This window comes from Providencia sp. PROV174 (assembly GCF_028480685.1).
In the GTDB taxonomy this organism is placed as follows: Bacteria; Pseudomonadota; Gammaproteobacteria; order Enterobacterales; family Enterobacteriaceae; genus Providencia; species Providencia rettgeri.
On the sequence record NZ_JAMPOT010000023.1, the window covers coordinates 175,670 to 190,701 of the forward strand.

Sequence of the window (15,032 nt, forward strand, 5' to 3'; positions counted from 1 at the left end):
AAAAAAATAAAAAGGCTCATTACGGTTAAATAATGAGCCCTTTATTAATCAAATTATTGATTACTCAACCGTCACCGACTTCGCCAAGTTACGTGGTTGGTCTACGTCTGTACCTTTAATCAATGCAACGTGATAAGACAACAGTTGCAGAGGAACAGTGTAGAAAATAGGTGCGATGAGCTCTTCAACATGAGGCAGCGAAACAATTTTCATATTTTCACTAGCTTCAAAGCCCGCATCTTGGTCAGCAAACACATACAGCAAACCACCACGCGCACGAACTTCCTCAATATTTGATTTCAGTTTTTCTAACAATTCATTGTTAGGTGCCACGATGATAACAGGCATATCGGCATCAATTAACGCTAATGGGCCGTGCTTTAATTCACCAGCGGCATACGCTTCCGCGTGTATATATGAAATCTCTTTTAATTTCAGAGCCCCTTCAACGGCAATAGGGAACTGATCACCGCGGCCTAAGAACAACGCGTGGTGTTTATCAGAGAAATCTTCTGCCAATGCTTCAATGACTTTATCTTGCGATAACATGCTTTCAATACGCGCAGGCAATGCATGCAGAGCGTGAGAAATATTTTCTTCGAGCTCCGGATTAGCACCTTTCAAACGGCCCATATACGCCACTAGCATTAGTAAAACAGTTAACTGTGTGGTAAACGCTTTGGTTGATGCCACACCAATTTCAGCCCCTGCTTTGGTCATCAGGGCAAACTCAGATTCACGTACCAGTGAAGAACCCGCAACGTTACACACCGCTAAAGAAGTCAAATAGCCTAACTCTTTCGATAAACGCAATGCTGCCAGTGTATCTGCAGTTTCACCTGATTGAGACAGCGTTATCATTAAGCTGTTTTTACGGTGCGCAGGGTTACGGTAGCGATACTCTGAAGCGATTTCCACATCACATGGAATACCCGCTAAAGACTCAAACCAATAACGCGCTACCATGCCAGCATTGTAAGATGTCCCGCAAGCTACGATTTGGATATGTTCAACTTGAGATAAAATTTCACTCGCACGAGGGCCTAATTCGCTCAGATCAATGCCATTATCTTTGCTAAAACGCCCTTCAAGGGTGTTTTTAATCGCCATCGGCTGTTCATAAATCTCTTTTTGCATGTAATGGCGGTAAACGCCTTTATCGCCCGCATCATATTGAACGTTTGATTCAATTTGCTCACGATCGACAGCTTCACCACTTTTATCAAAGATACGAACAGTACGACGAGTGACTTCGGCAACATCCCCTTCTTCAAGGTAAATAAAGCGACGAGTCACAGGCAACAATGCTAATTGGTCTGATGCTAAGAAGTTTTCACCCACACCTAAACCAATAACCAATGGGCTACCAGAACGTGCGGCGACTAATAATTCAGGAATACGGCTATCCATAATTACCGTACCATAAGCACCGCGTAATTGTGGAATAACACGTTGAACCACTTCCATCAGCGTGCCGCCCTTTTGTTGTTCATGGTGAACAAGATGAGCAATCACTTCGGTGTCAGTTTCTGAACTAAAGACATAACCGAGCTTTTTCAGTTCATCTTTCAGTTCTAAATAGTTTTCAATAATGCCGTTATGAACAACCGCAATATAACCAGAGGTATGTGGGTGAGCATTACGTTCACTTGGAATACCATGAGTCGCCCAACGGGTATGTGCAATCCCCGTTCCACCCGATACTGGGTTTTTCTCCGCTTCTTCCGCTAACATTTGCACTTTGCCGACTTCACGTAAGCGTTGCAAATGACCTTCGTGATCAACCACAGCCATACCCGCTGAGTCATAACCACGGTATTCAAGACGACGAAGACCTTCTAACAGAATTTCTGCAATATCACGTTGTGCAACAGCACCTACAATTCCACACATATTTTTTTGATTCCTAGACAAAAGGTTTCTTTCTTGAGAAACCTTTATTTGTCGCAACCTAATTGTTGTAAAGTTTTCACTGCTCCCCAGCCTTGTAGAAAATGGGGATATTATTTTTATATTGCTACCTTAGGTAGCTATTTTAATTTTCGCGATTAATTCGCATTTATAATAGGAGAGATATTGCTACCTCTCCTCAATATTTACTTATTTTTTCTTAACTGGACGTTGCCAGTTTTTAATATGCATTTGCTTTACACGGCTGACAACGAGTTCGTCTTCATTCACGTCACGAGTTACCGTCGTGCCAGCACCAATTGTTGCACCTTTTGCTACAGAAACTGGCGCGACTAATTGAGTGTCTGAGCCTACAAATACATCATCACCAATAATGGTTTTGTGTTTATTTGCGCCATCATAATTACAAGTGATAGTACCTGCGCCAATATTCACGTTATCGCCAATTTGGGCATCCCCAAGGTAACTTAAATGGCCCGCTTTAGAGCCTAAACCTAAAGAGGCATTTTTCATTTCTACAAAGTTACCCACATGTGCTTTGGCTGCTAATTTAGCACCTGGACGTAAACGTGCAAAAGGACCAACCGTACATTCTGATGACAATTCAGAGTTTTCTATGACTGAATACGGGCTAATCACTGAGTTATCACCGATTACACAGTCTTTCAAAATACAGCCAGATTGAATATGTACGTTATTCCCTAATGTGACATTGCCTTCAATAATCACGTTAGTATCAATAATAATATCGCGACCATGAGTTAGATTTCCGCGCAGATCAAAACGTGCAGGGTCAATTAACATTACTCCTGCTAATAACAATTTTTCCGCTTGTTCTTTCTGATAAACTCTTTCTAACGCAGCCAGTTGTAGGCGGTTATTCACGCCTTCCATCTCACTTAAATGTTTAGGATGAACGGTTGCAATTTTATTACCTTCTTTATGTGCTAATGCAATAATATCAGTAATATAATATTCGCCTTGTGCATTATCGTTGTTTAGCTGTGCCAACCAACGTTTAAAATCTTTACCGCTGGCAACCATGATCCCAGTGTTAATCTCTTGGATTTTACGTTGCTCTTCAGTCGCATCTTTTTGCTCGATAATACCGACAACTTCATTATTTTCACGAATGATACGGCCATACCCTGTTGGGTTATCTAAAATAACCGTCAGTAAGCCAATACCACCTTCTGGCTTCACGTCAATTAAGCGATCTAGGGTATCTTTAGCAATTAACGGTACATCGCCATATAGCATGACAATATTTTCATCGTCTTGGAAGCTTGGCGCGGCTTGTTGCATCGCATGGCCAGTGCCGAGCTGCTCGGCCTGCAATACCCAATTGAGGTTTTGCTCACCTAGTTTTTCTTTCAGTAAATCACCGCCATGTCCGTATACCAGATGAATATCTGATGCACCAATGGATTTTGCTGTATCTATAACATGCTGAACCATTGGTTTGCCTGCAAGCAAATGCAAAACTTTAGGTAGCTCTGAATACATCCGTGTGCCTTTACCGGCAGCTAAAATCACGACACTTTTTCTTTGCACAGTCATTTTTCCTGAAACTCCAACTTAGGGATGAAAGTAAACCTATTTCCTTTATAAATTACTACATATTTCGCTCAAATAAAAAAGCCAGTTAGACTTAACCAACTGGCTTTTTTTACTATACCGCTATCATTACATTAGCTTTTTAGTTAACTCGATGACTCGAAGTTTCGCTATTGCTTTTGCAAGTTCTGCTGATGCCTGAGCATAATCAACATCGCCGTGAGCTTTACGGACGTGTTCTTCCGCTTTGCGTTTAGACTCCACTGCACGAGCTTCGTCTAAATCTTTACCACGGATCGCTGTATCAGCGAGTACGATAACACCATTTGGTTGTACTTCTAAAATACCGCCGGAGAGGTAAATTAGCTCTTCTTCACCAAACTGTTTGGTAATACGTACCATGCCCGGTTTTATGGCAGTCAGCAGCGGGGTATGCTGCGGGTAAATCCCCAGCTCACCTTCACTACCTGTCACCTGAATTTTCTGTACCATGCCTTCAAACATTTGTTTTTCAGCACTCACTACAGTCAGGTGGTATGTCATTGCAGCTACCATATCAACCTCCTGTCAGCTGGATTAAAGCTTTTTCGCTTTTTCCACAGCTTCTTCAATGGTACCAACCATATAGAACGCTTGTTCTGGCAGGTGGTCGTAATCACCGTTCAGGATCCCACTGAAGCCACGGATAGTGTCTTTCAGAGAAACGAACTTACCTGGTGAACCGGTAAATACTTCAGCAACGAAGAATGGTTGAGACAGGAAGCGCTGGATCTTACGAGCACGAGCAACAACCAGTTTGTCTTCTTCAGACAGTTCATCCATACCCAGAATTGCAATGATATCTTTCAGTTCTTGGTAACGTTGCAGAATAGACTGAACGCCACGAGCAACATCATAGTGCTCTTGACCAACAACCAGCGGGTCAAGCTGACGGCTAGTAGAATCCAGAGGGTCAACCGCAGGGTAAATACCCAGTGATGCGATTTGACGGCTCAGAACGACTGTTGCGTCTAAGTGAGCAAAGGTAGTTGCTGGTGATGGGTCAGTTAAGTCATCCGCAGGAACGTAAACCGCTTGAACAGAAGTGATAGAACCCGTTTGAGTTGAGGTAATACGTTCTTGCAGAACACCCATCTCTTCCGCCAGCGTTGGCTGATAACCTACCGCTGAAGGCATACGACCTAACAGTGCTGATACTTCAGTACCTGCCAGTGTATAACGGTAGATGTTGTCAACGAACAGCAGTACGTCACGACCTTCGTCACGGAATTTTTCAGCCATAGTCAGACCAGTCAACGCAACGCGCAGACGGTTTCCTGGTGGCTCATTCATCTGGCCATAAACCAGTGATACTTTATCCAGAACGTTTGAGTCGGTCATTTCATGATAGAAGTCGTTCCCTTCACGAGTACGCTCACCAACACCTGCGAATACTGAGTAACCTGAGTGCTCAATCGCGATGTTACGGATCAGTTCCATCATGTTTACTGTTTTACCAACACCCGCACCACCGAACAGACCAACTTTACCACCTTTCGCGAATGGACAGATTAAGTCCATTACTTTGATACCGGTTTCCAGCAGTTCTGTTGAGTTAGCTAGTTCTTCATAGCTAGGTGCAGCACGGTGAATTGACCAGCGCTCTTCTTCACCGATATCACCTTTCATATCAATAGGCTGACCCAGAACGTTCATGATACGTCCTAAAGTTGCTTTACCTACTGGTACTTCAATTGGGTGCTCTAAGTTTACAACTTCTAAACCACGGCTCAGGCCATCTGATGTACCCATTGCGATACAACGGACAACACCTCCGCCTAACTGTTGCTGAACTTCCAGCACCAGTTTTTCTTTACCGTTAACAACCTCAAGAGCGTCGTACACTTTTGGTACGTCATCTTGAGGGAACTCGACGTCCACAACGGCGCCGATTACCTGGATAATCTTTCCAGTAGCCATCTTGAATCCTCTACGTAATTCGTAAACCTAGCTGTTAAACCGCGGAAGCGCCCGAAACAATTTCGGTAAGCTCCTGAGTAATGCTGGCCTGACGAGCTTTGTTGTAAACCAACTGCAACTCTTTGATCAGGTTTCCACCATTATCAGTAGCGGCTTTCATCGCTACCATTCGTGCGGCCTGCTCACTAGCCAGGTTTTCAACGACGCCCTGATAAACCTGCGACTCGATATAACGACGTAGCAGGGTATCCAGCAACGCCTTAGGATCGGGTTCGTAAATGTAATCCCAAGACTTCTTCTTCAGTGTTTCATCATTGCTTGCAGGCAATGGTAACAATTGAAGAATAGTTGGCTCCTGAGACATTGTATTGATGAACTTATTCGTCACCACATACAGTTTATCCAAACGCCCTTCATCATAGGCTTGTAGCATTGTGTTAACTGGACCAATCAAGTCCGAAAGCGTTGGGTTATCCCCCATTCCAGTAACTTGTGTCACGACATTGCCGCCCACAGAACCGAAGAATGATACCGCTTTAGAACCGATTAAAGCCAAGTCAACCTGAACGTTTTTCTCAGACCATGACTTCATATCTGCTAATAGTTTTTTGAACAGGTTAATGTTCAAGCCACCACACAGACCGCGGTCTGTTGAAACAACCAGATACCCGACACGTTTAACTTCACGCTCTTCGAGATATGGATGTTTATATTCCAGATTACCTAACGCTAGGTGACCAATCACACTGCGCATGGTTTCTGCATAAGGACGGCTGGCCGCCATGCGTTCCTGCGTTTTACGCATTTTGGACGCAGCGACCATTTCCATCGCTTTAGTGATCTTTTGTGTATTTTGTACACTTCCGATCTTGGAACGTATCTCTTTTGCGCCGGCCATTTCTGCTTCTCCTTATTAACCAGACGGCCCTAGGAACTGGGCCGAATAGTATTACCAGGACTGAGTTGCTTTAAATGATTCGAGCAGTTTTTTCAACTTGCCTTCGATATCATCGTTATAGCTACCAGCCGGGCCAATTTCGTTCATAAGGTCAGCATGCTCGCGCTGTGCAAAAGAAACTAAAGCAGCTTCAAACGCACCAATTTTCGCTAACTCAACATCATCCAAGAACCCACGTTCTGCCGCGAACAGAGACAGTGCCTGCTCTGCTACTGACATTGGTGCGTACTGTTTCTGTTTCAGCAGTTCAGTTACTTTCTGACCATGACTTAACTGTTTACGAGTCGCGTCATCGAGGTCGGAAGCAAACTGAGCAAACGCTGCCAGTTCACGATACTGAGCAAGTGCGGTACGGATACCACCAGACAGTTTCTTGATAATTTTAGTCTGAGCAGCACCACCAACACGAGATACTGAAATACCTGGGTTAACCGCTGGACGAATACCAGAGTTAAACAGGTTAGATTCCAGGAAGATCTGACCATCTGTAATCGAAATTACGTTTGTTGGTACGAATGCAGAAACGTCACCAGCTTGGGTTTCAATGATAGGCAGAGCTGTCAATGAACCTGTTTTGCCTTTAACTTCACCTTTAGTAAAATTTTCTACGTATTCAGCGTTAACGCGAGCAGCACGCTCAAGTAAACGTGAGTGCAGATAGAAAACGTCACCTGGGTAAGCTTCACGTCCTGGTGGACGACGCAGCAACAGTGAGATTTGACGGTATGCAACAGCCTGTTTAGACAGGTCATCGTATACGATCAGAGCATCTTCACCGCGGTCACGGAAATATTCACCCATCGCACAACCAGCATATGGCGCTAAGTATTGCAGAGCAGCTGATTCAGATGCTGTAGCAACAACAACGATAGTGTTTTGCAGTGCGCCGTGCTCTTCCAGTTTACGAACTACGTTAGAAACGGTAGATGCTTTCTGGCCGATAGCCACGTACACACATTTGATGCCTGAGTCGCGTTGGTTGATGATTGCATCGATAGCCAAAGCAGTTTTACCTGTTTGACGGTCACCGATAACAAGCTCACGCTGACCACGACCGATTGGGATCATGGCATCGACTGATTTATAACCAGTTTGAACTGGTTGATCAACGGATTGACGGTCGATAACACCTGGCGCAATAACTTCTACAGGAGAGAAGCCATCGTTATCAACAGGACCTTTACCATCAATTGGTTGACCCAGTGTATTCACAACACGTCCTAGCAGGCCACGGCCTACTGGAACTTCAAGAATACGGCCAGTACATTTAACTTTCATGCCTTCTGCCAAGTCGGCATAAGGACCCATAACGACCGCACCAACAGAGTCACGCTCTAAGTTCAGTGCGATAGCGTAACGGTTGCCAGGCAGCGCGATCATTTCACCCTGCATGACTTCGGCTAAACCGTGAATACGAATAATACCGTCATTAACGGATACAATCGTACCTTCATTGTGAGCTTCACTCACAACATCGAACTGAGCAATACGCTGTTTGATCAGTTCGCTGATTTCGGTGGAATTCAGTTGCATATGCTCCAGTCCCCTTAAGACTGCAAGACGTCAGTTAAACGCTCTAAGCGACCGCGGATACTCCCGTCAATAACGAGGTCTCCAGCACGAATGATCACTCCAGCAATAACAGACTTATCAATTTTGCAATTCAGCTTAACTTTGCGTGACAGACGTTTTTCCATCGCTGCAGAAATTTTAGCTGACTGCTGTTCACTCAGTTCGTTAGCAGAAATCACATCAACTTCAATGGTTGATTCCAGAGAGTCGCGCAATTGGATAAACTGCGTCAACACTTCTGGCAGCGTCGTTAAACGCCCGTTATCTGCCATAACACGAATCAGATTCTGAACATGCTCGTCAATTTCATCTCCACAAACAGAGATAAACGTTTTAGCTAATGTTTCTGGTGCAATAGAACCAGAAAGCAGCTCCCCAACCTGTTCATTGCGCGTCACCTCAGCGGTGAAGGCTAGCATTTCCTGCCATTTAGCAACAGCTTGGTTTTCCACAGCAAAGTCAAAAGCTGCTTTGGCGTAGGGGCGAGCTACAGTAGCAATTTCAGACATGCCCCTCCCTCCTTACAGTTCAGCGACTAGTTTATCAACGATGTCGCTGTTAGCAGCTTCATCCACGGAACGTTCGATAATCTTCTCGGCACCTGCGATAGCAAGCATCGCAACCTGTTTACGTAACTCTTCACGTGCACGTTTGCGCTCAGCATCAATTTCAGCTTGCGCTTGCGCGACGATTTTTGCACGTTCTGCTTCTGCTTCTGCTTTTGCTTCATCAATCATTTGAACGCGTTGTTTATTCGCTTGTTCAATGATGACTTGAGCTTCAGCTTTCGCTTTTTTCAGTCGGTCGGTTGCGTCGGTTTGCGCCAGTTCCAGGTTCTTTTTAGCACGTTCTGCGGAAGATAAACCGTCAGCAATTTCTTTTTGACGTTTTTCAATGGCCGCCATAATCGGTGGCCATACATACTTCATACAGAACCAAACAAACAGGACAAACGCGATAGCCTGGCCGAGGATTGTTGCATTTAGATTCACAGACAATACCTCATATTCATTAGTGAATTAATGTTCTTACAGTGTTCCGTAACGTTAATTAGGCAACAGCGAACATTACATACAAGCCCAGACCAACAGCAATCATCGGAATAGCATCGACCAGACCCATTACGATAAAGAACTGTGTACGCAGCAGAGGAATTAAATCTGGCTGACGAGCAGCACCTTCTAAAAATTTACCACCTAGGATGCCGATACCGATCGCAGCACCGATCGCCGCTAAGCCCATCATCACAGCGGCAGCCATGTACAGCAGATCCATACTCAGGTTTTCCATGACAGTCTCCAGTTTGTTTCAGTTAATACAATTATTGATAAAATTAAATTAGTGTTCTTCAGATGCCATCGACAGATAGACAACCGTCAGAACCATAAAAATAAAGGCTTGTAGCGTAATAATCAGTATGTGGAAGATAGCCCAAGGTAGGCTTAACAACCACTGTGACCACCACGGTAGCAGAGCCGCGATAAGAATAAAGATCAATTCACCTGCATACATGTTACCAAACAGTCGCAGACCGAGTGATACAGGTTTTGACAGCAGGCTTACCCCTTCAAGAATCAAGTTGACTGGAATGAAGACAGGATGGTTAAAAGGCTGCATTGTGAGCTCTTTTGTAAATCCGCCAATTCCTTTCATTTTGATGCTGTAGAAGAGGATTAGGATAAACACACCAATAGCCATCGATAATGTGACACTAACATCTGCGGTTGGTACTGCACGTAATGCAGGTAACCCGAGATAATGCTCAGCAATATACGGAAGGAAATCAATTGGGAGTAAATCCATTAGGTTCATTAAGAATACCCAGACGAACACCGTTAATGCTAAAGGAGCAATAACTTTGCTCTTGCCGTGATACATATCACGGACTGAGTTATCAACGAAACCAATGATCAGTTCTATTGCAGTCTGTAACTTACCGGGTACGCCACTAGTCGCATTAACTGCAACTCTTCTAAATAGCCACAGGAACAGAGCCCCGAGAACTACCGAGAAAAAAAGCGAGTCAATGTTCAACGTCCAAAATGTTGGACTAGCGTGGGGATCGACCAACTTAAAGGTACTCAGGTCCAACTGAAGGTTTCTCAGATGGTGGCCTATGTAATCCTCTGTAGTCATCACTTCTCCTGATGCAGACATGATGCCTCTTACCCTTTTGTAGTTTAAAAATACTTACCGTTTAAAAACGGCTGGTGCAACAATCTGAACAATTAGCACCGCTAAATAGGTCAAACCCAGTGGTGTTAATGACGCTTTGAACACACCGAAAGCAACAACTAAGACAGCGATAGTTGTAACAACCTTTAGCCCTGCTCCTAATGCTAAGAACCAGGCAATGCGGACAGGTTCATCCTCTCCTTTTGCTTTCTGAAATTGTGCTAGCAGCATAAATACGATATTTGGTAACCAGCATGCTAACCCACCAGCAAGAGCAGAGGCCCCCCATTCTATACTATTTGCACAGAAAGCCCCACTGAGGATCACTAAAGTTATAAACTGAACAGACAACTGCTTTGCAGCGTGTTTGTTGTCATAAAGGGATACAGACATAACTTTTTGTTTACTCCCAGCTCTTCTCAGCCTCAGAAACGCTAAGTGTTGTATAAAACTGCCTTTGCGTAAATGTGTCAAGAGACAAAAACGTGCAAATTATACGGGCAGGCGAAATGAATTCAATCAGTAAGTAGCGAAAAGGTGAATAAATATTTAATTTTTTCGAGTTGGCGCAGAATTGTCGCTGTAATAATTAATAAATAGTTAATGAATTGCTGCATATATTCACATTAATGTGATAAATATCACATTTAGCTTTATTCTCTTTATTTATTCTTTCAACTTTACTGACAACAAAAAATAGATTTAATCTGTAAATCAAACAATTAAAGAAGCAGATTTTTAAGTTAAATTTAAAAGTGATAAATCAAATATTTTACTATTAACTATTTATCTAGCTAAATCGATTAAGTAAAAATTGCCAATTTCCTTATATTTTTTCTTTCAACACCTTATTTTTGAAACTTATTCGTTATTTCCATGTAAATAACACGTGAAATATAAATATTTATTCTTTAGCTAAAAACAAGAATAGCCGGTGCTTTGTAACACACCGACTATCGCTCTAAAAGACAAAATATTTTGACAGAAAGCAACTTTATTTTATAGAAACTTTAACCAAATGGCGCTGTTCATCAAGTTCAGGCACTTCAAGCTCTGTGATAGATTCAATCACAAAACCTTCTGGTAGCGCTATTTCATCATCACGAATGACGCCTTTAAGCGCATAAAAACGCCCATCAGATGACGGTAAATGATGGCACCAACTCAGCATATCGTTCAATGAAGCAAATGCGCGGCTAATCACCCCATCAAAACCATTTTCAACCGGGTACTCTTCAACACGTGATTGAACAGGTTCGATATTCGTTAGCCCTAGTTCATGTTGAACCTGTTTTAAAAAGCGTATGCGCTTTCCTAAGCTGTCCAGTAAAACAAAATGGGAATCTGGCCGAACAATAGCTAAAGGAACGCCAGGTAAACCTGGTCCTGTTCCTACATCAATAAATTTTGTTCCGTTGAGTTGACCGTTCACCACTATGCTGTCCATGATATGACGGATCAACATCTGTTGTGGGTCACGTACCGAAGTCAGGTTATAGGCTTTGTTCCATTTAGCTAATAACCCAACATAGTCAACTAACTGCTGTTTTTGCTTTTCCGTTAAATCGATATCGGTTTTTACTAGCAATTGATTAAGTTTTGATAATAAATCCATGTTAAGCGCTCCGGCGTAGCATGCCTTGTTTCTTCAGCCAAACAAGTAAGATAGAGATTGCCGCAGGCGTGATCCCTGAAATTCGTGATGCTTGACCAATAGATGTCGGTTTATGGTCGTTCAGTTTAGCCATCACTTCGTTCGACAACCCTTTAACTTGTTTGTAATCGAGGTCTACAGGCAACAAGGTATTTTCATTACGCAGTTGTCTTTCGATTTCTTCTTTTTGGCGAGCGATATAACCTTCGTATTTAACTTGGATTTCCACTTGATCCGCAGCTTGAGGATCGTCAATCCCTGGGGCAAACAGGTTGAGCGAGGTTAGCATTTGATACGTCATTTCTGGACGACGCAGTAAATCTTCCCCATTTGCTTCTTTCGATAATGGAACGGTTAAAATTCCATCTATCTCAGTATGGTTGTCTGATTTAGGATGAACCCAAATATCTTTTAAGCGTTGACGTTCTTTTTCAATCAGTTCAACTTTTTTATTAAAGTGAGCCCAACGTACGTCATCAACTAAGCCTAACTCTCGGCCTTTTTCAGTGAGTCGTAAATCGGCATTGTCTTCACGAAGCATCAAACGGTATTCCGCACGTGAAGTAAACATACGGTAAGGTTCTTTTGTCCCTAAAGTACAAAGGTCATCAACGAGAACGCCGATATAAGCTTGGTCACGACGAGGAAACCAACCGTCTAAACCAAAGGCATGTTGTGCAGCATTAAGGCCCGCTAATAGCCCTTGAGCCCCGGCTTCTTCATAACCTGTTGTACCGTTTATTTGGCCAGCAAAGAATAAACCATCAATAAATTTACTCTCAAGCGTTTGTTTTAGATCTCTAGGGTCAAAGAAATCGTACTCGATAGCATAACCAGGGCGAATGATCCTTGCATTTTCCATTCCTTTCATGGAATGAACAATTTGCATTTGAACATCAAATGGTAAGCTGGTGGATATCCCGTTAGGATAAATTTCATTGCTGGTTAAGCCTTCTGGCTCTAAGAAGATCTGATGTGAGTCTTTATCTGCAAAACGCATGACTTTATCTTCGATCGAAGGGCAATAACGTGGGCCGATCCCTTCAATAACCCCTGCATACATAGGGCTACGATCCAAGTTATTTCTGATCACATCATGGGTTTTTTCATTGGTATAGGTGATATGACAAGGCATCTGTTGTGGATGTTGATCTTGTGAACCTAAAAATGAAAAAACGGGCATTGGGTCATCACCTAGCTGTTGAGCTAACTGACTGAAATCAATAGTTCTTGCATCAATACGTGGTGGTGTTCCTGTTTTTAAACGATTAACACGTAAAGGCAATTCTCTCAAACGTTGAGAGAGTGAAATCGAAGGAGGATCCCCTGCACGACCGCCACTGTAATTTTCTAAACCAATATGAATTTTGCCATCAAGGAAAGTACCAACGGTTAATACCACGGCTTTGGCTTTAAATTTTAAGCCCATGCGGGTAATTGCCCCAGTAACTCGATTGTTTTCAACAAGCAAGTCTTCTACGGGTTGTTGGAAAATCATTAAATTAGGCTGATTTTCTAAAGCCATTCTGACAGCTTGGCGATATAGAACACGGTCAGCTTGTGCTCGGGTTGCACGAACAGCAGGCCCCTTGCTGGCATTTAATGTTCTAAATTGAATACCTGCTTTGTCTGTAGCTATGGCCATTAGACCACCTAGGGCATCAATTTCTCTAACCAGATGTCCCTTACCGATCCCACCGATGGCTGGGTTGCAAGACATCTGGCCCAATGTATCAATATTGTGAGTCAGTAATAGGGTTTGACGCCCCATACGTGCAGCTGCCATTGCTGCTTCAGTACCGGCATGACCACCACCAATTACGATGACGTCAAATTGCTCTGGATAAAACATGTGTGGACCTTAAACGTTAGAAAATGCGGATTGTGCATTTGAGGAGAGAATTCTACTCAAGTTTGAGGAAGAGACCAAGCTTTAGGTTTCTCCCTTATATAATATAAAGATCTTTTTATTTAAAGATCTCTTTATTAGATCTTTTATTAGGATCACTGGTTTCTGTGGATAAGTGGATTTTCACTTTAAAGATCATAAAACTGTAAAGGATCATATACTGTGAATGATCCGTGATCCATTTGCGTATAAGCTGGGATCAAAATGGCTACTTATACACAGGCCTTGGGAGCCTAAAAACTTATACTCTGGATAACTACGGGTTAATACCGGGATCTTCCCTGAGTTATCCACAGCTGACTGCTGGTATTTTAATCAAATTAGAGTTCGGTTGCCCAAATTTTAACCCATTCCCCAGCGGGATCTTCCGGTATTTCGTGTTGTTGGACATCAATTTCCAAACATTCACCGATCCTTTTAGCCCCTTGTTTGATTAATAAAGCATCTATTTTGTGGATCGCTCCACAGAAAGTGTCATATTCAGAGCTACCGATCCCAACAGAGCCAAATTGGACTTGGCTTAGATCAGGGGCGTTTTCTTCTATTGAATCAAAAAGAGGTTGAATATTTTCAGGTAGATCACCTGCACCATGTGTTGAGCTCACCACCAGCCATATACCTTCAAGTGTTAAGTCATCAAGCTCTGGGCCATGTTGAATTTCAGTTTCATGACCGAGTTCTTCTAAAATCTCTGCCATGTGCTCGGCAACATACTCCGCACTGCCCATTGTACTGCCACTTATTAAGGTTACTTTTGTCATGGTGATTCTCTTTCACAATAATAGGCCGCTATTGTACGCTGTGAATGAGCTGGGATCTACCTGTGGATAATGTGGTTATATCATTTTTTTTCTACGGGTTGATTGTTCGTAAGATCGGGTTTTGTAAGGAGATCAGTGTTTCTGTGGATTGTATCTCATCAATGGTCTGAATTTTGTTGATAAGTACGTCTTGTAAAGAATCGATAGAACGGCACATTACTTTAATAAAAATGCTGTATTGCCCTGTTGTGTAGTACACCTCGACAACTTCTTCTAAGGCATCTAATTTTTTTAGTGCGGTTGGGTAATCTTTTGCACTTTTTAAAATAATGCCAATAAAGCAACAAACATCAAAACCTAATTGTTTTGGGTTTATATCAATACGTGTGCCTTTAATAATTCCTGCTTGCTTCATTTTTTCGACTCGGACATGAATTGTTCCGGGGCTAACAGCGAATTTTTTTGCTAATTCAGCATACGGTATGCGCGCATTTCCCATTAATTCGTGAAGTATGTCACGATCGAGATTATCGATTTGATAATTTTCCGGCATTATTTCATCTCCATTTTAACGAT

The 15,032-nt window shown here is 42.8% G+C and carries 15 protein-coding genes; all 15 read right to left on the reverse strand.

Annotated features, from left to right (window positions below; genetic code table 11):
* Window positions 1-60: 60 nt before the first annotated feature.
* Window positions 61-1,893 carry a glutamine--fructose-6-phosphate transaminase (isomerizing) gene (gene glmS / locus PSE60_RS18595; protein ID WP_272666404.1) on the reverse strand — a complete coding sequence of 611 codons (1,833 nt, stop codon included), beginning with the start codon at window positions 1,891-1,893 and terminating at the stop codon, window positions 61-63.
* A 207-nt stretch (window positions 1,894-2,100) separates the two neighbouring features.
* Entirely contained in the window at window positions 2,101-3,471 is a 1,371-nt protein-coding gene (gene glmU, locus PSE60_RS18600) for a bifunctional UDP-N-acetylglucosamine diphosphorylase/glucosamine-1-phosphate N-acetyltransferase GlmU (protein ID WP_272666405.1), read from the reverse strand.
* A 126-nt stretch (window positions 3,472-3,597) separates the two neighbouring features.
* Entirely contained in the window at window positions 3,598-4,023 is a 426-nt protein-coding gene (locus PSE60_RS18605; RefSeq protein ID WP_004906291.1) for a F0F1 ATP synthase subunit epsilon, read from the reverse strand.
* Window positions 4,024-4,044: 21 nt separating this feature from the next.
* On the reverse strand, window positions 4,045-5,427 hold the full coding sequence (gene atpD, locus PSE60_RS18610; RefSeq protein ID WP_004906293.1) for a F0F1 ATP synthase subunit beta: 1,383 nt from the start codon (window positions 5,425-5,427) through the stop codon (window positions 4,045-4,047).
* A 34-nt stretch (window positions 5,428-5,461) separates the two neighbouring features.
* Entirely contained in the window at window positions 5,462-6,325 is an 864-nt protein-coding gene (gene atpG, locus PSE60_RS18615; RefSeq protein WP_004906741.1) for a F0F1 ATP synthase subunit gamma, read from the reverse strand.
* 51 nt (window positions 6,326-6,376) lie between these two features.
* On the reverse strand, window positions 6,377-7,918 hold the full coding sequence (atpA, locus tag PSE60_RS18620) for a F0F1 ATP synthase subunit alpha (protein ID WP_004906297.1): 1,542 nt from the start codon (window positions 7,916-7,918) through the stop codon (window positions 6,377-6,379).
* 14 nt (window positions 7,919-7,932) lie between these two features.
* Window positions 7,933-8,466 (reverse strand): F0F1 ATP synthase subunit delta, encoded by a 534-nt coding sequence (gene atpH, locus PSE60_RS18625; RefSeq protein ID WP_004906300.1) that lies wholly within the window; start codon window positions 8,464-8,466, stop codon window positions 7,933-7,935.
* A 12-nt stretch (window positions 8,467-8,478) separates the two neighbouring features.
* Complete coding sequence (gene atpF / locus PSE60_RS18630) at window positions 8,479-8,949, reverse strand: F0F1 ATP synthase subunit B (RefSeq protein ID WP_004906301.1); 471 nt, start codon at window positions 8,947-8,949, stop codon at window positions 8,479-8,481.
* Window positions 8,950-9,007: 58 nt separating this feature from the next.
* The gene (gene atpE, locus PSE60_RS18635; RefSeq protein ID WP_004093904.1) at window positions 9,008-9,247 is read right to left on the reverse strand and encodes a F0F1 ATP synthase subunit C; all 240 of its coding nucleotides are present in this window, start codon (window positions 9,245-9,247) and stop codon (window positions 9,008-9,010) included.
* 48 nt (window positions 9,248-9,295) lie between these two features.
* Window positions 9,296-10,114: a F0F1 ATP synthase subunit A gene (atpB, locus tag PSE60_RS18640; protein WP_004906738.1), complete on the reverse strand. Its 819-nt coding sequence runs from the start codon at window positions 10,112-10,114 to the stop codon at window positions 9,296-9,298.
* A gap of 33 nt (window positions 10,115-10,147) precedes the next feature.
* Window positions 10,148-10,525: a F0F1 ATP synthase subunit I gene (gene atpI / locus PSE60_RS18645; protein ID WP_004906317.1), complete on the reverse strand. Its 378-nt coding sequence runs from the start codon at window positions 10,523-10,525 to the stop codon at window positions 10,148-10,150.
* A 601-nt stretch (window positions 10,526-11,126) separates the two neighbouring features.
* Window positions 11,127-11,747: a 16S rRNA (guanine(527)-N(7))-methyltransferase RsmG gene (rsmG, locus tag PSE60_RS18650; RefSeq protein WP_272666406.1), complete on the reverse strand. Its 621-nt coding sequence runs from the start codon at window positions 11,745-11,747 to the stop codon at window positions 11,127-11,129.
* Between the two features lies 1 nt (window position 11,748).
* A complete protein-coding gene (mnmG, locus tag PSE60_RS18655) occupies window positions 11,749-13,638 on the reverse strand; it encodes a tRNA uridine-5-carboxymethylaminomethyl(34) synthesis enzyme MnmG (RefSeq protein ID WP_117162961.1) in 1,890 nt (629 codons plus the stop codon).
* A 377-nt stretch (window positions 13,639-14,015) separates the two neighbouring features.
* On the reverse strand, window positions 14,016-14,456 hold the full coding sequence (gene mioC / locus PSE60_RS18660) for an FMN-binding protein MioC (RefSeq protein WP_272666407.1): 441 nt from the start codon (window positions 14,454-14,456) through the stop codon (window positions 14,016-14,018).
* Between the two features lie 91 nt (window positions 14,457-14,547).
* The gene (gene asnC / locus PSE60_RS18665) at window positions 14,548-15,009 is read right to left on the reverse strand and encodes a transcriptional regulator AsnC (protein WP_004906728.1); all 462 of its coding nucleotides are present in this window, start codon (window positions 15,007-15,009) and stop codon (window positions 14,548-14,550) included.
* Window positions 15,010-15,032 lie beyond the last annotated feature (23 nt).